At 60.9% G+C, this 19,590-nt stretch carries 19 protein-coding genes; 12 read left to right on the top strand and 7 right to left on the bottom strand.

What is annotated here, in order from left to right; translation table 11 throughout:
* Window position 1: 1 nt before the first annotated feature.
* The 4 genes from ATN84_RS01865 to ATN84_RS01850 all read left to right on the top strand — a co-directional run bounded on the left by ATN84_RS01865 (window position 2) and on the right by ATN84_RS01850 (window position 5,318).
* The gene (locus tag ATN84_RS01865; protein WP_068879833.1) at window positions 2-1,117 is read left to right on the top strand and encodes an ABC transporter ATP-binding protein; all 1,116 of its coding nucleotides are present in this window, start codon (window positions 2-4) and stop codon (window positions 1,115-1,117) included.
* 5 nt (window positions 1,118-1,122) lie between these two features.
* Window positions 1,123-2,631, top strand: coding sequence for a GMC oxidoreductase (locus ATN84_RS01860; RefSeq protein ID WP_068879832.1), 1,509 nt, complete (start codon window positions 1,123-1,125; stop codon window positions 2,629-2,631).
* 154 nt (window positions 2,632-2,785) lie between these two features.
* Window positions 2,786-3,562 carry a 3-ketoacyl-ACP reductase gene (locus tag ATN84_RS01855; protein WP_068879831.1) on the top strand — a complete coding sequence of 259 codons (777 nt, stop codon included), beginning with the start codon at window positions 2,786-2,788 and terminating at the stop codon, window positions 3,560-3,562.
* A gap of 100 nt (window positions 3,563-3,662) precedes the next feature.
* Entirely contained in the window at window positions 3,663-5,318 is a 1,656-nt protein-coding gene (locus ATN84_RS01850) for a GMC family oxidoreductase (RefSeq protein ID WP_068879830.1), read from the top strand.
* 398 nt (window positions 5,319-5,716) lie between these two features.
* Here the strand turns inward: ATN84_RS01850 and ATN84_RS01845 are convergent, their stop codons facing one another.
* Complete coding sequence (locus ATN84_RS01845; protein ID WP_068879829.1) at window positions 5,717-6,430, bottom strand: DNA helicase; 714 nt, start codon at window positions 6,428-6,430, stop codon at window positions 5,717-5,719.
* Between the two features lie 262 nt (window positions 6,431-6,692).
* Window positions 6,693-7,139 carry a Ros/MucR family transcriptional regulator gene (locus tag ATN84_RS01840; RefSeq protein WP_068879828.1) on the bottom strand — a complete coding sequence of 149 codons (447 nt, stop codon included), beginning with the start codon at window positions 7,137-7,139 and terminating at the stop codon, window positions 6,693-6,695.
* A 376-nt stretch (window positions 7,140-7,515) separates the two neighbouring features.
* Between ATN84_RS01840 and ATN84_RS01835 the strand changes: the two genes are divergently transcribed.
* Complete coding sequence (locus tag ATN84_RS01835; RefSeq protein ID WP_161939549.1) at window positions 7,516-9,222, top strand: right-handed parallel beta-helix repeat-containing protein; 1,707 nt, start codon at window positions 7,516-7,518, stop codon at window positions 9,220-9,222.
* Window positions 9,223-9,247: 25 nt separating this feature from the next.
* Here the strand turns inward: ATN84_RS01835 and ATN84_RS01830 are convergent, their stop codons facing one another.
* A complete protein-coding gene (locus ATN84_RS01830; protein ID WP_068879826.1) occupies window positions 9,248-10,576 on the bottom strand; it encodes an O-antigen ligase family protein in 1,329 nt (442 codons plus the stop codon).
* A 216-nt stretch (window positions 10,577-10,792) separates the two neighbouring features.
* Between ATN84_RS01830 and ATN84_RS01825 the strand changes: the two genes are divergently transcribed.
* Window positions 10,793-11,938 carry an alpha-hydroxy acid oxidase gene (locus ATN84_RS01825; protein ID WP_068879825.1) on the top strand — a complete coding sequence of 382 codons (1,146 nt, stop codon included), beginning with the start codon at window positions 10,793-10,795 and terminating at the stop codon, window positions 11,936-11,938.
* Between the two features lie 8 nt (window positions 11,939-11,946).
* Window positions 11,947-12,870, top strand: a complete 924-nt coding sequence (locus tag ATN84_RS01820) for a dihydrodipicolinate synthase family protein (protein ID WP_068879824.1) — start codon at window positions 11,947-11,949, stop codon at window positions 12,868-12,870.
* On the opposite strand, the gene queE is transcribed toward ATN84_RS01820, so the two are convergent.
* From queE to ATN84_RS01805, 3 genes are all read right to left on the bottom strand, one after another.
* On the bottom strand, window positions 12,867-13,589 hold the full coding sequence (gene queE, locus ATN84_RS01815) for a 7-carboxy-7-deazaguanine synthase QueE (protein WP_068879823.1): 723 nt from the start codon (window positions 13,587-13,589) through the stop codon (window positions 12,867-12,869). The two genes, ATN84_RS01820 and queE, sit on opposite strands and share 4 nt — an antisense overlap.
* Window positions 13,586-13,942: a 6-carboxytetrahydropterin synthase QueD gene (gene queD / locus ATN84_RS01810; RefSeq protein ID WP_068879822.1), complete on the bottom strand. Its 357-nt coding sequence runs from the start codon at window positions 13,940-13,942 to the stop codon at window positions 13,586-13,588. The genes queE and queD overlap by 4 nt, the downstream gene beginning before the upstream one ends.
* Before the next feature lie 299 nt (window positions 13,943-14,241).
* Window positions 14,242-14,703, bottom strand: coding sequence for a MarR family winged helix-turn-helix transcriptional regulator (locus ATN84_RS01805; protein WP_068879821.1), 462 nt, complete (start codon window positions 14,701-14,703; stop codon window positions 14,242-14,244).
* 164 nt (window positions 14,704-14,867) lie between these two features.
* Between ATN84_RS01805 and ATN84_RS01800 the strand changes: the two genes are divergently transcribed.
* Complete coding sequence (locus ATN84_RS01800; RefSeq protein WP_068879820.1) at window positions 14,868-15,635, top strand: alpha/beta fold hydrolase; 768 nt, start codon at window positions 14,868-14,870, stop codon at window positions 15,633-15,635.
* A 274-nt stretch (window positions 15,636-15,909) separates the two neighbouring features.
* Here the strand turns inward: ATN84_RS01800 and ATN84_RS01795 are convergent, their stop codons facing one another.
* A complete protein-coding gene (locus ATN84_RS01795; protein WP_068879819.1) occupies window positions 15,910-17,091 on the bottom strand; it encodes a tyrosine-type recombinase/integrase in 1,182 nt (393 codons plus the stop codon).
* Between the two features lie 280 nt (window positions 17,092-17,371).
* Here ATN84_RS01795 and ATN84_RS01790 point away from each other — a divergent pair, with 280 nt between their 5' ends.
* The 4 genes from ATN84_RS01790 to ATN84_RS01780 all read left to right on the top strand — a co-directional run bounded on the left by ATN84_RS01790 (window position 17,372) and on the right by ATN84_RS01780 (window position 19,500).
* Complete coding sequence (locus tag ATN84_RS01790) at window positions 17,372-17,572, top strand: MerR family transcriptional regulator (RefSeq protein WP_068879818.1); 201 nt, start codon at window positions 17,372-17,374, stop codon at window positions 17,570-17,572.
* Window positions 17,569-17,802: a hypothetical protein gene (locus ATN84_RS01785; protein WP_068879817.1), complete on the top strand. Its 234-nt coding sequence runs from the start codon at window positions 17,569-17,571 to the stop codon at window positions 17,800-17,802. Before ATN84_RS01790 ends, ATN84_RS01785 begins: the two co-directional genes overlap by 4 nt.
* 80 nt (window positions 17,803-17,882) lie before the next feature.
* Window positions 17,883-18,146, top strand: coding sequence for a hypothetical protein (locus tag ATN84_RS26575; RefSeq protein ID WP_153020064.1), 264 nt, complete (start codon window positions 17,883-17,885; stop codon window positions 18,144-18,146).
* An 88-nt stretch (window positions 18,147-18,234) separates the two neighbouring features.
* Window positions 18,235-19,500: an AAA family ATPase gene (locus ATN84_RS01780; RefSeq protein ID WP_244490963.1), complete on the top strand. Its 1,266-nt coding sequence runs from the start codon at window positions 18,235-18,237 to the stop codon at window positions 19,498-19,500.
* The last annotated feature ends 90 nt before the right edge of the window (window positions 19,501-19,590 follow it).

The following is a 19,590-nucleotide window of genomic DNA, read 5'->3' as shown; positions in this document are numbered from 1 at the left end:
CATGTCGTTTCTGGCTATCAAGAACCTTCACAAGTCCTATGGCACTGTGCCGATCCTTAGGGATATCAACATCGAGATCGAGGAGGGCGGCTTCCTAGTCCTCGTCGGCCCTTCCGGCTGCGGCAAGTCCACGTTGCTCAACTGCATCGCCGGGCTGGAGCCGATCACATCCGGCGAAATCCTCATCAACGGCCGCTCGGTGGCGGGGCTGCATCCCTCGCAGCGCGATATCGCCATGGTCTTCCAGTCCTACGCGCTCTATCCCAACATGACCGTTGCCGGGAACATCGGCTTCGGCATGGAGATCCGCGGCGTGCCCAAGGCCGAGCGCGAGAAGGCGATCAAATCCGTCGCCGAGACGCTGCAGATCGGCCATCTGCTCGACCGCAAGCCGAGCCAGCTCTCCGGCGGCCAGCGCCAGCGCGTCGCCATGGGCCGGGCGCTGGTGCGCAATCCGCAGGTCTTCCTCTTCGACGAGCCACTGTCGAACCTGGACGCCAAGCTCCGCGTCGACATGCGCACTGAGATCAAGCGCCTGCACCACCGCATGAAGACGACCATCGTCTATGTCACGCATGACCAGATCGAGGCCATGACGCTCGCCACCAAGATCGCGGTCTTGAAGGACGGCGTGCTGCAGCAGTTCGGCACGCCGGCGGAAATCTATAACAGCCCCGCCAACATGTTCGTTGCCGATTTCATGGGCTCGCCCGCCATGAATCTCCTGACGGCCAGGATCGAGGATGGCCCGACGGGCGTCAGCGTGTCGCTCGACCGTCCCGAGGGCGGACCGCTCACCTTGCCGGTCAATGGCGCGGCGAGCAAGCTCGTCGCCTATAAGGGCAAGGAGGTCATCTTCGGCATCCGCCCGGAGGCGCTCACTGATCCCGACGGCGCGGACCGCAAGGCGCATTCGCTGGCCGAAGGCGATTGCCTGATCGAGGTGGTGGAGCCCGCCGGTTCCGACACCTTCGCCGTCACCCATCTCGGCGGCAAGGAAGTCGTGGCGCGGCTACGCGCCGACGCCAACATCGCGGTCGGCCAGAAGGCCAAGCTCGCCTTCAATCTCGACAAGGCCGTGTTCTTCGACCCGAAGAGCCAGTTGCGCATCGGCTGATCCTGATGACGTCCTCCCCGGATATCGTCATCATCGGCTCCGGCATCGGCGGCGCGACAATCGCCGCCGGCCTCGCGCCTTCCGGAGCGGAAATCCTCATCCTCGAAGCCGGCGGCCATATCGAGGATCTGCCAGTCAATCGCGACCAGCGCGCCATTTTTCAGCGCGGCCATTTCCGCCCGAAGGAAACCTGGTACGAGGTTGACGGAAAAGGCTTCAACCCTGGCAATTACTATAATGTCGGTGGCAATTCGAAATTCTATGGCGCGGTGCTGACGCGCTACCGCCGCGAGGATTTCGCAGAGATGCGGCACCCGGAGGGCGTCTCGCCCGCCTGGCCGTTCCCCTATGAGGAGCTGGAGCCCTGGTATTGCAGGGCGGAGGAACTCTATCAGGTGCGCGGCGCGCTTGGCGAGGACCCGACGGAGCCGCCCCATTCCAGACCCTACGCCTTTTCGCCCGTCGCCGACGAGCCGGCGATCGCCACCGTCCGCGAGCGGCTGAAGGCGGCGGGAATGCATCCCTTCTCGCTGCCGCTCGGCATCGATATCGATTGCTGGCTCGCCAAGGCCAAGACGCCGTGGGACGCCCATCCCAACTGCTTCGACGGCAAGATGGATGCCGAGACGACGGCGCTGGCCCTCGCCCTCAAGCATGGGAATGTGCGCCTGCAGGTTCATTCCAGGGTGACGCGGCTCGAAACGGCGCCCGATGGCCGCACCATCACCGCCGTCCATTACGCCCATAATGGCGAAGAGCGCGTGCTGCGGCCGAAGCTGGTGATCCTCTCGGCCGGAGCGGTGCAGTCGGCGGCGCTGCTTCTGCGCTCGGCCAATGACGCCAACCCTGCGGGCCTCGCCAACCGCTCCGATCAGGTGGGACGGAACTTCATGAACCACAATTCCTCGGCCGTACTGGCCGTCAGCCCGTGGTACCGCAACGATTCCGTCTATCAGAAGACCTTCGGCTTCAACGATTTCTATCTCTCCGACGGGGAGGGCGGGCTGCCGCTCGGCAATGTGCAACTGCTCGGCCGCGTCTCCGGTGCGATCCTGAAGGGCAATCTGCCGCGCGTGCCGGAAAGGCTGCTCAATGCCATCTCCGCCCATGCCATCGATTTCTACGCCATGAGCGAGGATCTGCCGTCGCCGGAAAGCCGCGTCATGGTCGATGGCGAGCGCATCGTCCTGCAATGGCGGCGCACCAACTGGAAAGCGCATCAGCAACTGGTGGCGAAGCTCAAATCCGTGCTGCGCAAAGCGGGCTTTCCGCTGGTGCTCGCCCGCGCCTTCGACAAGCGCACCCCGTCGCACCAGTGCGGCACGGTGCGCATAGGCAATGATCCGGCCGTCGCGCCGCTCGATATCTGGTGCCGCGCCTTTGATCATCCCAATCTCTTCGTCGTCGATGCGGGCTTTCTGCCGACATCAGCCGCGGTCAATCCGGCGCTGACGATCGCCGCGCAGGCGCTGCGCGTCGCCGATCACATCACGAGAAAGGACCTCGCGGCATGATGCCCTCGTCAATGGCAACGAAGTCCCCCTCATCCGGCCCTTCGGGCCATCTTCTCCCCATGGGGGAGAAGAGCGCCGGTCGCAATGACGGCTTTTCCTCTCCCCCGCGGGGAGAGGGTGGCTCGCGAAGCGAGCCGGGTGAGGGGGCGCGCACATGAGCGGAAGGACAAGGCCTGTTGCACTGGTGACCGGCGCCCGGCGCGGCATTGGCCTCGCGATCGCCAAGGCGCTGGCCGGCGCCGGCTTCGATCTCGCCATCACTGACCGGGAGGCGGATGAGGCAAGCTCCGCCGCTGTCGCCACGCTGGAAGCGCTGGGCGCGAAGACGCTGTTCCTCGTTTCCGATCTCGCAGACATAGGCGGCCATGCGGCAACGGTGGAGAGGATCATCGAGCATTTCGGCCGCATCGACTGCCTCGTCAACAATGCCGGCATCGCCTCCGTACAGCGCGGCGATTTCCTCGAGCTCGAGCCGGAAAATTTTGATACCATCGTCGCGGTCAATCTGCGTGGCACGGTGTTCTTCACGCAGGAAGCGCTGCGCATGATGCTTGGCGCGCAGCCAGGCGACCATCCGCGCTCGATCATCAATATCACCTCGATCTCGGCTGAGATGACCTCGCCCGAAAGGCTCGACTATTGCATGACCAAGGCAGCACTTGCCGCCTTCAGCCAGGGGCTGGCGCTGCGGCTCGCCGGAACCGGTATTGATTGTTTCGAGATCCGCCCGGGCATCATCCGCTCGGATATGACCGCAGGCGTCGCGGAGAAATATGAAAGGCTGATCGGCGAGGGTCTGGTCCCGGTGAAACGCTGGGGCGAGCCGGAGGATATCGGCCGTATCGCCGCAGCGCTGGCGAGCGGTGCGTTCTCCTTTGCTACCGGCTCGGTCATCAACGCTGACGGCGCTTTGTCGGTCAGCCGGCTGTAGAGCGGTTCTTGGTTCAATGGAATCGCTAGGCGCCCCCCTCTGTCCCGCCGGCGTGTCTATTCGGAAATGAACCGCTTGAGGAGAAGCGGTGGGAGGAAACATGGAATACGACTATATCATCACCGGGGCCGGGCCTGCCGGCTGCGTTCTCGCCAATCGGTTGAGCGAAGACCCTTCCGTCCGCGTGCTGCTGCTAGAGGCGGGCGGCGGCGACTGGAACCCGCTTTTCCACATGCCGGCCGGTTTCGCCAAGATGACCAAGGGCGTGGCGAGCTGGGGCTGGGAAACCGTGCCGCAGAAGCATATGAAGGGTCGCGTGCTGCGCTATACCCAGGCCAAGGTGGTCGGCGGCGGCTCGTCGATCAATGCCCAGCTCTATACCCGCGGCAATGCCGCCGATTACGACCTGTGGGAAGAGGAGGATGGCTGCGCCGGCTGGAACTACCGTTCGGTGTTGCCCTATTTCAAGCGCGCCGAGGACAACCAGCGCTTCGCCGACGATCATCATGCCTATGGCGGACCGCTCGGCGTCTCCATGCCGGCGGCGACGCTGCCGATCTGCGACGCCTATATCCGCGCCGGGCAGGAACTGGGCATCCCCTATAATCACGATTTCAACGGCCGCCGGCAGGCGGGCGTCGGCTTCTATCAGCTGACCCAGCGCGACAAGCGCCGTTCTTCGGCTGCGATGGCCTATCTCGGCCCCATCCGCGACCGGAAGAACCTGACCGTCCGCCTCGGCGCGCGGGTGACGCGCATCGTCGTCGAGAAGGGCAGGGCCGTCGGCGTCGAGGTGGCGCGTGGCGGAGGCGTGGAGATCATCCGCGCCTCGCGCGAGGTGCTGGTCTCTTCAGGCGCGATCGGCTCACCCAAGCTGCTCCTGCAATCGGGCATCGGCCCGGCGGATCATCTGAGGAGCGTCGGCGTGCCTGCCGTCCATGACCTGCCCGGCGTCGGCGAGAACATGCAGGACCATCTAGACCTCTTCGTCATCTGCGAGTGCACGGGCGATCACACCTACGACAATGTGGCGAAGCTTCACCGCACGCTCTGGGCAGGCATCCAGTACGTGCTGTTCCGCACCGGTCCCGTCGCCTCCAGCCTCTTCGAGACGGGCGGCTTCTGGTATGCCGACCCCGAAGCGCGATCGCCTGATATCCAGTTCCATCTGGGGCTGGGTTCGGGCATCGAAGCGGGCGTGGCACGGCTGAAGAATGCCGGAGTGACACTCAACTCCGCCTATCTGCATCCCCGCTCACGCGGCACGGTGCGCCTTGCCTCAAGCGACCCGGCGGCCGCTCCGCTGATCGACCCGAATTACTGGAGCGATCCGCATGACCGCAGGATGTCGATCGAGGGACTGAAGATCGCCCGCGAGATCATGAGCCAGCCGGCGCTGAAAGCCTATGTGCTCGCCGAGCGCCTGCCGGGACCGGGCGCGGTGACGGACGAGGATTTGTTCGATTATGGCTGTGCAAACGCCAAGACGGATCACCATCCGGTCGGCACCTGCAAGATGGGGACGGATGCGATGGCCGTGGTCGATCCCGAACTAAAGGTGAGGGGGATCGAGGGCCTGCGCGTCTGCGATTCCTCGGTGATGCCGCGCGTCCCCTCCTGCAACACCAATGCGCCGACTATCATGGTGGGCGAGAAGGGCGCCGACATCATCCGCGGCCTCGACCCGCTGCCGCCTGCCGTCTTCGCGCATGAGATGAACGAGCTACCGCCGCGCGGTCGGCGGGACATAAGCTGATATGCAGTCTCCAGAAAATAAAAAGCGTTCCAGAAGTTCTGGAACGCTTTTCTCCGTTCAAACTTTGACCCCCGCGATTGCGGCAGGAAATGATGATTGGAAAACCTGGCTACCCTCAGGGCAGCATGAAGTCATGTCCCATCACGGCAATGGCAAGCGCCATATTGAGCGTGATGATCATCATCGAATAAAAAATGGCGGTTCTGACAATATCGCTCATTTCAACCTCCTTGCGCCGGGCCCCCGCCCAAGTTCGGCGCAGATCACTAGCGAACGGTAACGAAACGTAACAAACCGTTATTCATTGCGCAACCCCCTGACACACGTTTGTGAAAGAGGAGAATATTCCGTGAAAAGAGGATGGTCGGGGGACCGGCTGCCAGCCGTCATTGTCTCCGTCAACTTGCAGCCTGGAATCGCGCTTCGCCATTGTTCAGGAAGCAGGTCTTGTCGAACAGCGTCAAATCCAGCGGGTTCGGCAACCGGACATCCCCGATATCCGGACAGGGCTTCCTCGACGGGTCGTAGGACCGGTCGATCTGCGAGATGAAGACCATGATCAGCCCGCGATCCCGCGCAAAGGATTTCAACGCACGAACCTGCACTGCCAAGGCGGGGTTTTCCCGTTTTTGATCGAGCAGTTGCAAATAGTCTATGACCACCAGCGTGCCGCGGGGGGCCGACGCCAGCCGCTCCATGATGTGATCGGCGCTGATCGCATCGGAGCAGTCGAACGCAAACAGCCCGGCGAAGCGCTCCCATTCCGCCCCGATCACGTGAAAGCGATTCAGGATGTCTCTTTCGGTGTATTCCAGGGTGAAGAACATGCCCCGATCACCCGCCTTCATGGCTTCGACGGCGAGTTCGAGGCTCATCAGCGTCTTGCCCTGGCCCGGTCGCGCGCCCACCAGCACCAGATCGCCCGGCGCCAATAGGGAAAACAGCTTCCCGGCTGGTGTGCTGGCGGATGCCCGGGCCATGAGCAGGCTCCAGCCGCTGTAGCCCTCCTGGCGGGCGATATGATCAAGCGCCGTGTGCAGTGGGATGTTTTCCTTGCGGGATAACAGTCTGGCTTTGCGCTTCAGATAATAGAGGGGCGCAGAGAGCTTCATCGAATGACCTCCTATTGCGAGCAGGTTTCGCAATCCCTCCTTATGCTTACAGCGCTCGAACAGTCGGTTCGACAATCGGACTGCTCTGCATGAATTATGCTTTCCCGGACGGAGGGAGGAGGCGTGAGCTGCGCCAGAATCAACTCATAGCGCAATCCTCGCTACTCGAAAATCGCTGTGCATGGCCCAAACAAAAAAAAGCCGTCGCCGCGAGGAGCGGCGACAGCTTTTTGATGATCGTCCGATAGGGACGAGCGATGCGTCAGGCAGCCTTCTTGTGCTTGACCAGCTTCGGCACCTTGGCCTTGCGTCCAAGCCCCATCTCCTTGGCGAGAGCCGAGCGGGCGGCGGCATAGTTCGGCGCGACCATCGGATAGTCGGCGGAAAGATCCCACTTCGCGCGGTATTCTTCCGGGGTGAGGCCGTAATGGGTCATCAGGTGCCGCTTCAGCGACTTGAACTTCTTGCCGTCTTCGAGGCAGATGATGTAATCAGGCGTGATCGACTTCTTGACGGGAACCGCCGGCGTCGGCTTTTCCGCTGGCGCAACTTCGGGTGCCGCACCCGGCTGCAGGCCGGCCAGTGTCGTGTGGATTTCAGCGATCAGGCTGGACAACTCGCCCGCCGGAACCGGATTGTTGGCGACATAGGCGGTGACGATTTCGGTCGTGAGTTCAATAATCTCGGCCGTGTTCTTTTCTTCTGACACTATAGGCTCCTCTGGTTATAATTGCGAATATGGGCCCCACCTAGTAATTTTCTGTCGTTTTCGCAACTGGTTGGGAGTAACTTTTTGTTATTCTTTATACGCGCTTAGCGCGAGTCTGCCCACTCGGATTGCACAACGACAAAAAACCCTATGTTCTCAAACCGGCGCAAAGGGCCATGCTTGATTCGAGAACTAGAGGGGGATTTTCATGCTTTTCCATGGTCATTCTAAGGCACGCAGGTTTAGAATTCCTTTTCAATATCGTAAACGGCTTGCGCGAACCTGTATGAATGCTGTTGCCGCCGCCTTTTTTATCTTTATTTCGAATCACGAAACCTCGGCGACTACCAGCAACATGGCGCCGGACTGCGGCATCATGCAGGCAAATCAGAGCCGGCAATTCGATGCAACCGTAGGGGATGCGACAAAAAGCGCGGTCATCTGGATGGTCGACGGCGTCATCGGCGGCGCCCCGGAGATCGGGACCATTACGGAACAGGGCCTCTACACCGCGCCGGCCAACATGGAAAAAGCCGTCAACGCAACCGTCACTGCGGTTTCCGCCGAAGATCAAACCGAGGTCGCAAACGTGCGGGTGTGCAACGAGCCATATTCGCGCCCCGGCAATACCTATTATGTCGATACCACCGGCTCCAACACCAATCCCGGTACGGTCGGGGCGCCCTGGCGCAACATCCAATATGCCGTCGATCATGTGCAGGCGGGGGACACGATCCTCGTTCGCGGCGGTGTCTATAATGAAACCGTCACCGTCACGAAATCCGGTTCGGCCGATGGCGGTTTCATCACGTTGATGGAATATCCCGGCGAGAATGCCGTCATCGACGGCACCGGGCTGGTGCGGGAGCCGACCGGCATGCGGGGTCTGATCACCCTCCATCACGTCAGCTATTTCAGGGTGAAGGACTTCGAAATCCGCAATTACAAATCCGATTCCGAGTTCATCGTCATCGGGCTCCTGGTGCATGGGAGCGGAGAGCGGATCGAGATCCGGAACAACGACATCCATGCGATAGAGGCAAACAACCTGCCTTCCAATGGCAATGCGAATGGTCTGGGTATCGCCGTCTACGGAACGGAAGCCACGCCGATTCGCAATGTCATCATCGATGGAAACGAGCTTCACGCATTGAAAACGGGGAGGGGCGAATCCCTGACGGTCGGCGGCAATGTCGAGGGGTGGCAAATCACGCGCAACTCGGTTCACGACAACAATTTCATCGGGATCGATGCGATCGGATATTACGTCAACGGCGCCGAATATGACCGGGCCCGCAATGGCTGGATCGCCAGCAACGCCGTATTCAATCTTTCAAGCGCCGGGAACCAGGCGCTGACCATCGTCGCGGCGGCGGTCGGGATCTATGTGGATGGCGGTCGCAACATCACCATCGAACGCAATCATGTCGATGCCGCCGAAGGGGGGATCTGGCTGCTGAGCGAGCATCCCGGCAAGAATACGAGCAATGTGACCGTCCGCAACAATCTGGTCCGTTTCAACCAAAATGCCGGCATCCTGGTGGGCGGGTATACCGCGGCGGAATCCGGCGGTGCGGAGAACATCACGGTCGTCAACAATACCCTGTTCCAGAACAATACCCGCAATGTGAAGGGAATTAACGCAGGCGAACTGCAGATCCTCTTCAATGCGACCGATGTCGTGTTCGAGAACAACATTCTCTACGCCGGCGAGAAGGGCTATGCGATCGTGAAATTCTCCCCGGCGGACCCCGGCTCCGTCACACTTGGGAATAATATCTACTATACGACATCGGGCGGAACTCGTGTGCGCTGGTTCTGGATCGATACCAATTATTATAATGACGGCGGCCCATCCGACGATTTCAACGCGTTCAGGGCTGCAAGCGGCGACAGCAGCACCAGCATCGTCGCCGATCCGGATTTCGTGAACGTGGACGAACTGGATTTGCGCCTGGCGGCGGGATCTCCCGGCGTCGATAGCGGCCGTTTCGTTTCCGCCGCCGGCATCGCCGACTACGCCGGAAATCCCCGCGTCCAGGATGCCAAGATCGATCGCGGCGCTTACGAGCATGTCCGGTAAGAAGGCGTTCCTTGCCGGCGGCGTCCTATCTCGCCGGCAATGCGTTCCGATAGGGGCGGACAGGCCGCTTGTCGACCGCGCCATGCCGCAGCGCCGTCTGCTCGACCACCTGATGCGTTCTCGCATGGAGCCGCAGTCCGAGCATGGCTCCCAGGAGCGTGAACCAGACCTGGCCTCGTCCCACGAAGAAGGGCGACTCCAGATTGGCGTAGAGCATCATGAACATCCATATCCGCAGATAGAGCAGCGCCAGGTGAGGATCGTTGCCCGTCTTCTGGCTCTTGTTGAAGTCCAGCACGGGATTGAGATAAACCCACCACAGGGTTAGGAATACGCCGATGAGACCGCTCGACATCGCCACGTTGAGCAGGCCGTTATGGGCATGGCCGGCCGAGGCTGCCCAGGTTTCCTGGAATGTGCCCCGGAGGTCGGACGACGCCCAGAAGGCTTCGAAGCCGTAACCGATCAGCGGATGCTCCTGAAGCCGATTTATCGCGAAGCGCCAGATTTCCGTTCTGTTGGTGAAGGTTGGGTCTGAAATCAGCGCCGCCACCAATTCGCCCACCGGTTTGAAGATGACCGATCCGAGGGTCAGCAGGTCCATCAGCGCGACGGGAATAAACGCCAGCGCCATTTGCAGCGGCAGGAAACGGACACGTCGGATGAGGGCCGCCAGCACGAACATCGCCAGGAGAAGGCCGATCGAGGTCTTGTTGTTGGTGTGATAGAGGAAGTTCAGTGAGAGCGCCGCCAGGCTCCAATAGATGATGCGGGCCATGGTCTTGTCGGTGGTCCTGGCGAAATAGAGCCAGTAGAGGATCAGCACCACCATCGCCGGTCCGGCGATGTTCTTGTGGGCGAAGTGCCCCCGCCAAGAGCCGGCGTTGACCAGCTCCGTGATGTCGCCCATGTTGTGGATGGAGAGGTTCGGCAGGACGATCACGCCGAAATAGGCAAGTCCCAGGACGAAGGCTGCTCCGTAGCGCAGCAGGCGGCGGAATTGCGTCGTGTTCTCGGGCGCCAGAAGCCAGGCAAGCGCGATGATTGTCACGGCGACGTTGAGTATGTAGCGGCGAATTGACTGATCCGGATGGCTGGAAGTGACGACCGTGAAAAGCTGCCACAGCAGCACGCAGATCATCGCTCCCGATATGGCCGAAAGCGCAACTTTTCCATTCTGCCAGCATATACCGATCGACATCGCCAGCAGCAGCAGGATGGCGATCTGGTGACCGGCGTTTCCGCTTTCCTGGGCGCGCAATATGTCGGGATTGGAAAGATCGATGAAGGGTGCGGTGGTCACCCAGAACAGCGCGAAGACCGCAAGGAAAAAGAAGCTTCGGCTAAGGCGCATTCCGTTTGCCCAATCTTGTCAACATGCCGATCAGCGACGTCCCGCATCCGTGCAACCGCTGAAGTCGCAGTACCAGTTCTATGGCATGGAGGTCGAGTAATGGTTAACGCAATCTCTAGCAAGCAGCTCGACCTGCGTAAGCTCGTGACGTGACGGACGTGAACATCGGTCATCGATGTGCTATTGGCGATTCCTGCTCAAGCGACAGAGGCACGTATGCGTCTAAGGGATTGCCACAATTTTCACGATTTCCGCCGGATGGCCAGGCAGCGTCTGCCGGGCCCGATCTTCAACTATATTGACGGCGGAGCCGACGACGAAGTCACCTACCGGCGCAACACCGCATCCTTCGACAGCTGCGACCTGATACCCAATGTCCTGCGCGGCGTGAGCGATGTGGATATGTCTGTCACCGTGATGGGCCAGAAGCTGGCGATGCCCGTCTACTGTTCTCCGACGGCGCTTCAGCGCCTCTTCCATCATCAGGGCGAGCGCGCCGTGGCGGCGGCCGCGGCGAAGTTCGGCACCATGTTCGGCGTCTCCTCGCTCGGCACCGTCAGCCTCGAGGAGGCGCGCAAGATCAGCAGCAGCCCGCAGGTCTATCAGTTCTATTTCCACAAGGATCGCGGGCTGAACCGGGAGATGATGGCGCGCGCCAAGGAGGCCGGCATCGAGGTGATGATGCTGACGGTCGACAGCATCACCGGCGGCAACCGCGAGCGCGACAAGCGGACGGGGTTTGCCATCCCGTTCAAGCTGAATCTTGCCGGGGTCACGCAATTCGCGGTCAAGCCGGGATGGGCGCTCAACTATCTCACGCACGAACGTTTCCGGTTGCCGCAGCTCGACAGCCATGTCGACATGGGCAGCGGCGTGATGTCGATCAGCCGCTATTTCACGGAGATGCTGGAGCCCTCCCTCTCGTGGGATGACGTGGCCGAGATGGTGGAGCACTGGGGCGGACAGTTCTGCCTCAAGGGCGTCATGTCGGTCGAGGACGCCAGGCATGCGGCGGAGATCGGCTGTACCGGTATCGTGCTCTCCAATCATGGCGGCCGCCAGCTCGATGGCTCCTGCACTGGGTTCGATCAGCTTGCCGCCGTGGTCGATGCGGTGGGAGACCGCATCGACGTCATGATGGATGGCGGCGTGCAGCGCGGCACCCATGTGTTGAAGGCGCTGTCGCTAGGCGCCAAGGCCGTTGGGCTTGGCCGCTATTATTTGTTTCCGCTTGCGGCGGCCGGGCAGGCCGGCGTCGAGCGCGCGATGGAATTGATGCGCATCGAAATCGAGCGCGACATGAAGCTGATGGGCTGCTCCTCGGTCGAGCAGCTCACGCGGCAAAACCTCCGCTTCCGCTAGAGCCAAACATGATTCCAACCTCTCCATTCCACGGCCTGTCCGCTTTCCCCCTGACGCCTGCCGGTGCGGAGGGGCGTGTCGATGTCGATGCGCTTGGTGTCCTGATCGAGCGGCTGGTATCGGCCGGGGTGGATTCGATCGGATTGCTCGGCAGCACGGGTACCTATGCCTATCTCGACCGTCAGGAGCGGTCGCGGGCGGTCGCGGCCGCGGTGGAAATCGTCCGTGGGCGTGTTCCGCTGATCGTCGGTGTCGGCGCGTTGCGCACCAGCTGGGCGCGGTCGTTGGCGCAGGACGCCGAGCGGCTGGGCGGCGATGCGCTGCTGCTCGCGCCGATGTCCTATACGCCGCTCACTGGCGAGGAGGTGGCGGCGCATTTTGAAGCCGTGGCGGGCGCGACGGGCCTGCCATTGTGCATTTACAACAATCCGGGCACGACGCATTTCACCTTCTCGGAAAACCTGCTTGCACGGCTTTCACACCATCCGCGCATTGCCGGCGTGAAGATGCCTCTGCCGGCGGATGAGGATTTCGCCGGAGAGATTGCCCGTCTCCGCAACGCCACTCCCGATGATTTTGCGGTCGGCTATAGCGGTGACTGGGGTGCCGTGCCCGCTCTGCTGGCCGGCGCGGATGCATGGTACAGCGTCGTCGCGGGCCTGCTGCCGGGGCCGGCGCTGCGTCTCACGCGTGCGGCACAGGCGGGACGCACCGACGAAGCCGAGGCCATCGACGGAGCGTTTCAGCGGCTTTGGACATTGTTTCGCGCCCATGGCAGCCTGCGGGTGATGTATGTCATCGCCGGATTGCTCGGGCTTCCGGCAGGCGAACCGCCGCAACCCATCCAGCCATTGCCGGATGCAGTGACCGCGGAGGTTGAAGCCGCTCTCGCCGATCTTGATGCAGTCAGTGGCGACAGGCCGAAGGTCTAAACACCCCGCCTGTTCCCCCACATCAGCACATGCAGCTGCGGCAGGATGCGCGGCGTGAACCATTGGTCGGCCAGCGTGCGCTCGGTGAGCCAGTGCATCCGCTGCATGATGCCGTCGAGATCGATTTCGCCATCCTCAGCGCCGGGCGGAGGCGGCGTATGGTTGCCCGGCTGCAGGAATAGCGGCAATGCGTGATAGCGCGCCGCCGCCTCGCGTGCGAAGGCATAGTCCGCCTCGTCAAAAATGATGATCTTCATCACGCGTTTCGGCCCGTCTCCGGCCGCGATCAGGCAGTCCTCGAAGGTCGCCCAGTCAACCATCTCGCCCGAGGAGGGCGGCTTGGGGCTGAGCACCAGCATGTCGAGTTGCGCGAACCAGTCGCGGGCGATCGAGCCCTGCGTCTCCAGCGCGAAGCGATAGCCCGCCGCACGGCCGAGCGCGATCAGCGGCCCGAAGGGCTGGATCGCCGGATTGCCGCCGGAGAGCGACACGGTCAACGGAACGCCGCCCGACAGCGCATGCACCCGCGCCCAGACCTCCTCGGTTTCCATCGCGGCCCATTCGTGGCGGAAGGCGCTGTCGACCGCATGCAGGCTGTCGCACCAGCGGCAGCGATAATCGCAGCCGCCCGCCCGCACGAAAACGCTCGGCTCGCCGATCAGCGCGCCTTCGCCCTGGATCGTTGGGCCGAAGATCTCGGCGATGCGCAACGTGCTCATGGCCGGTATTCCGCCCAGGTTTTCGGCGTCTCGCTCACCCGCACAGCCGTGACTTCCGGCCAGCGCGCTTTGCACCAGCCATAGAGCTCCCGCGCCAGGAATTCGGCGGTCACCCGCTCATGGCCGAAGACATCGTTGAGATGGCGGTGATCCAGCGCCTCGTCGATGTAGCGCTTCAGCGGCGCGAGTTCGCGATAATCGCGGACGAAGCCGTGCGCGTCGAGTTCGGCCGCTGAGAGTTCGACCACGACCATATAGTTATGCCCGTGCAGGCGTGCGCAGGGATGTTCCTCTGGCAGGCCGGTCAGCCGGTGCGAGGCCGAAAAATGGAATTCCTTGGTGATACGGTACATGATCCGTCTTCGTCTTGTGCGGCCGCGCGCCCACACGGCAGCCTTGTTCGTGTTCGGGGGAAACGAGGCCGACAAACGCCTTCTCCCGCACGGCCTTGCGCACGGGCGAAACGGAATCCTGCCCGCCGGTGCGGACAAAGGATGTTCTCATGATGTCGTTCCTTGTTTTGTTTGCCGGGTAGGCTGCGACCGGCACCGGAGAGCGCCTCCGGCAGGCGCGCTGTATCAGACATGAGGGATGATGAAAAGCGCCAAGGTTGTTTTGATAAAAGCTGCCGCGTCAGGTAGCCGTGGCCAATTCACGGTTTGCGCTTGTGTATGCCGTCGCGGATGGCGTCGATTGCCGCCTGGATCTTGTTTGCCGTATCGGCGTCGATGCCGACGGCCTCCTGGACGCAGCGGGATACTTCTGCGGTGCTTTCTTTCAACCTTCTGCCTTCCTCGGTCAGGTGTAGCAGCACCTGGCGCTCGTCCCGCGGATTGCGGGTGCGGGTGATGAAACCGGCGGTCTCCAGCCGCTTGAGAAGCGGCGTCAGTGTGCTGGAATCGAGGAAAAGCGTCTCGCCCAATTCCTTCACGGTCCGCCCGTCGCGGCGCCAGAGGGCCACCATCACGAGATACTGTGGGTAGGTGAGGCCGATCGCGTCAAGCAGCGGCCGGTATAGCTGGGTAAAGGCATGCCCGGCGGAATAGATTGAAAAGCATAGCATTTCGCTGACATCGGGGATGCCGGGATCGGCGTTCTGCGTCATCTGGTTCATAGGCTTTCTCCTATCGCGCTAAAATAATTTGTGCACGATTGTTTTGCAAGCTATTGACAGGATGTTTTGGCTGTACTATTTAAATCGTGCACAAATTAATCGCCAGCAAATTAATATGTGACCAAACCGGAAAACCCAACCGCAAACCGAGAAAGGAAATTGTCATGTCTAAATTCGCAGCCACCCTCGCCATTGCCGGCGCACTTCTTTCGGGTTCTGCCACGGCGGAGCCTGCCAAGCCGACCGTCGTCCTCGTCCATGGCGCCTTCGCCGATTCATCGAGCTGGAACGGCGTCACCGAGATATTGCAGAAGGACGGCTACCGCGTCGTCGCGGCCGCCAATCCGCTGCGCAGCGTTACCAATGACGCGGCCTATGTTTCGGACGTAGTGGGAAGCATCGAAGGTCCGGTCGTCCTCGTTGGCCATTCCTACGGCGGGACGGTCATTTCCGCCGCCGCAAACGGCCATGACAACGTCAAGTCGCTTGTCTATGTCGCCGCTTTCGCTCCGCAGGCGGGAGAGACCACGGCCGGGCTGGCCGGCAAATTTCCCGGCGGAACCCTGGGGGCGGCGCTCGCGGCTCCGGTGAAGCTCGCCGATGGCGGCGTCGACCTCTATATCGACCAGGCAAAGTTCCGCGAGCAGTTCGCCCATGACGTTCCGGCCGAGCAGACGGCGCTGATGGCCGCAGGCCAGCGCCCGATCACCGAGGCGGCGCTCAACGAGCAGACGGGCAAGCCGGCGTGGACTTCGCTGCCATCCTGGTTCATCTATGGTGACGGCGACAAGAATATCCCGGCGAAAGCCCTGGGCTTCATGGCCGATCGTGCCGGCTCCAAGCGCACCGTCGTGATCGAAGGCGGCTCTCATGTCGTGATGGTCTCGCAGCCGCAAAAGGTTGCCGATATCATCGAGGAAGCGGCGCAGTAAGCACGGCCGGTTTCACCGATATTCCGACAGGCTGGCGCGCTCGTCGCGACCGGCCTGTTGATTTTTCTGCAGTGTTTCCCCCGGCAACCGCCTCTTACCGTTCCGGAATAAGGAGCGAAATTCGAGGCGTTATGTTGTTCGCTGGCGGAAAACAGGCAAAGACGGCGGTGGCTGGGGGACCTGGAGCCGAACCAAGACCAACGGAGTCAGAGTTTTTACATAGCCTTTGAAATCATTATCGAAATCCTGATCTGTCGCACACATGTTGCAGTCGCTACAAAAATGCGGCGGCGGCTTTGTCCATCAATGACCCATCGTCCCCCCGTTCGAACAGGTGGCTGTAGGTGTCCAATGTGACCGTGATCGAGGAATGCCCAAGCCTATCTTGAACAACTTTCGCTGGTAGCCCCAGGCCGCCGTCAATCGGTCGATTGATGCACCAGCTTGCGTAGAAGTGACGCAGCGCATGAAGGCCAGTGTATTTCGGTTTCAGTATCGGACTTCCGTCTTTGTCCCGCTTTCCGGTGTCGATCGATACGCCAGCGGCGATTTGGGGCGGATGATACCAACGGTGCACGATGTTGCTGTGATACTCAATGGCGCCCGTGCCCGATGGGAAAACAAGCCCGAGTTCACCTTTCGGGCAATCCTGCTTCCATTCCTTCAGCGCCGCGACGAGCGGGCCGGGGAGGGGGATTGTGCGGCGACCGTTCTTGGATTTAGGGCTACCCATCTCCAGATAGGCATCAGCGCGTTGCCGGACTGTGATTTCAGCGCGGACGAAATCGACATCGCCCCATCGCAGCCCGCGCAACTCAGAAGCGCGCATACCCGTCATGGCGGCTGTCAAAATGAAGGCACGGGCCTTGCCCTCTGCAGCGGCGAGGATGGCTTTGAGTTCGGCGGAGGTGGGAATGTCTATTCCTACCTCGACCTTCTTCTTATGTCGCGCCTCTGCGTGCTGACGCCCCTTTGCGCGCCCCTTTGCCTTCACCGCATTCACCACAACAAGGCCGCGCTCCTGGGCGTCGGAAAGCATAGCGCCGAGGTTCACACGAACCGCGCGGACCATCGCGACGGAACGGCCTTCGCTCTTCAGAGTATCGAGGAAGTGGCGCACGGCTGGAACGGTCATCTCGTTCAGCCGCTTCTTGCCGATGAAGGGGTTAATGTGAAGCTCGACATGTTGTTTGTATTGATCGACCGTCGAGCGCTCCAGGTCGCCATCGCATGCCGCCAGCCAGAGTTCGCCCGCCTTCTCGACTGTGACGGTATCAGCGTCCGCGACGTGGATGCGGCCCAACACCTCGATATGGGTTTTTGAATCGAATGCATCCGCTTCTTTTTTAGTCCTGAAGGTCTTGAGGTGACGCTTGCCTTTCTGGTCGAAGTAATCGCACACCCATGCCTTTTTCTCGACGCCCTTGGTTGTCCATACGCGTTCTCGTACAGCCATTCGAGTCTCCTAGTTGTGACTAACGGAATGTGCGTAACATGCGACATGGAGAGAAGCACGGAAAAATAAATCGAACTCAGTGTTGACGGCCCATCCTAATCGCCCACAATGAAGATTGCGGTCTATGTGACTGACGGCCGCCCGTCGAAGCGGGCTGCCTAAACCGGCCCATGGCCATCCATCAATCTCCACGAACCAAAATAGTTTCGACACCCTTAACACAATTCGCCATGCGGTGAGTTACGATGCATGTGTAATTAACAGCAAGAGGAGACAGGTAATGAACGACAATAAACCACTCGCCCTCGACATACTCCAGGGTGCCGCCGCCATCGCTGCCTATACCGGATTCAAGCCCAGGAGCGTCTACCATCTCGCCGCAACTGGCGCGATCCCGACCTTCAAAGTAGGAGATATAATTTGCGCACGGAAATCAACGCTGATTGATTGGATATCTATGCAGGAGGGGAGGGCAGCATGAGCGAGTTCAGCGAAGCCGATATCCGCCAAATAGATCGGTATATCGATGCCCTGCCAGCGAAGCGTCGGGGAGAGAGGGCGGCCGAAGGTTTATATCTCATGCTTATCGAGGCATTGGAGAAAGAACTCGCCACCCAACTTGCCGTCGATACATCAGACATGGACAGCGAAGAGCTTGCGAAACACAATCAGTTCATAGCGAACATCCGAGCTTCGCTGGCTAACGCCTAGCCACTCCCCGCGCCACGGGCGCCAACAAGCAAGAGCCGGACAACCGGCCTAACCCCATACTTCCACTAGGATTGATTATTATGCGCATCAGATCAGCGCGGCCGGTGCGTCAAGCACCGTCGCCGCGGGGATTTCGCACGCTTGCGAAGTTTAATTTTCAGGTGACAGACGAGGTCACCATCTATGACTGCAGCCTTGTTGAGGCACCTGACGGCCGTATTCTTCTTTACGGCCCGGGCCGGGAAGGCAACACGCTTTCGGTGTCGCCGACGGCTCGTCGCGAAATAATTGAGATGGCGCTTGCCGCCGTTGGGAGTGATAGTTTTGACGCAGCCGCAGCCTAGTCCGCTCCTCGCGGTAATTCAAACCCGCGACCTAGAGCGAATTGGTGACTTCTTTCGCACTAGCGCCGAGAAATGCCACGGGCGCCTAATGGTACGGCCGGCCGAAATAGGCTGGGAAGATTACACCCTGGCCGCGGACAAGCTTAAGCCTGCCGAAGCGGATCCCACCGACGTAGACGATGCCATGCGCTGGTGCGTGCTGGTCGATGATATTCCGGAATGCGATCCGGATACGAAGGCGTTAATGTACCTGGACAGCGACACTGGGAAAATGGTGATTACCGCCCTTAGCGGTCCCGCCCACGATCACAATGTTGCCATTCGCATTGTCGCGCGAGATTTGAAGGCCGAGCAGCGCGATGAGCCTGCCAGGAAGTTATTGCGAGAGACGCCCCGTGCAGCACCGATTGCGGCAAACGATAATCGCCCCGCAACTGCGGTCAACGCGCAACATCTCCTGTCGATGGAATTCCCACCGGTTGTGTATGTGGTTCCCGGCGTCATAGCCGAAGGCCTGACCATCCTGGGTGGTCGACCAAAGCTGGGTAAAAGCTGGCTGGCACTGGATATGTGCATCGCTGTGGCAAGTGGCGGGCACGTCCTTGGCGCCGAATGCGAAAAAGGAGACGCGCTGTACTTGGCGCTAGAGGACAACCAGCGGCGCCTGCAGGACCGATTGCGAACGCTGCTGCCTCCATTGAAGTCTTTACAACCCGACCTCTTGCGGCTGGAACTCGACACGGAAGCGCCGAAGATCGATGCCGGTCTGATTGGGCGCCTCGATGCCTGGCGCATGCAGGCGAGCAAGCCCCGTCTCGTCGTCGTCGATACGCTCGCCATGGTGCGCCCCGCCAAGAAGCGGACGCAGGATTCTTATGAAGCCGATTACGCCGCGCTTTCCCCGCTCCAGAAATGGGCCGGTGAGCATCGCGTTGCCGTGGTGGTCGTTACGCACGTCCGAAAAATGGAAGCCAGCGACCCGCTGGAGATGATCAGCGGCACGAACGGCCTGACCGGCGCGGCCGACAGCATCCTGGTGCTCAACCGTGACACAGACGGGCCGAAGCTTTACGGCCGCGGACGAGACATCGAGGAACTGGAAAAAGCCCTGCGCTTCGACAACGGCAAGTGGTCGGTTCTGGGTGATGCTGACGATGTGAAGCGGAGCGCCGAAAGGCGCGCTGTGCTTGCCGCCCTTGACGATGCTATCAGCCCCATGTCGCCGGCAGAGATTGCCAAGGTAATAGGGAAGCCAAAGGGCAACCTCAATGTGCTCCTGACTAAGATGGTGAAGGACGGCGAGGCCATCAAAGTGGCCTACGGACTTTATATGCACCCCGGAAAGACTGGTTAGACCGGTAAGAGTTCAGAAGAGTCTAACCAGTCTAACCAGTCTAATGGGGGTATACAGAGAGATGTGACATGATGGCCAGCCCAGCCTAAC

This window comes from Paramesorhizobium deserti, assembly GCF_001558695.1.
Taxonomy (GTDB): domain Bacteria; phylum Pseudomonadota; class Alphaproteobacteria; order Rhizobiales; family Rhizobiaceae; genus Paramesorhizobium; species Paramesorhizobium deserti.
This window is presented reverse-complemented; position numbering and strand designations above follow the sequence as displayed.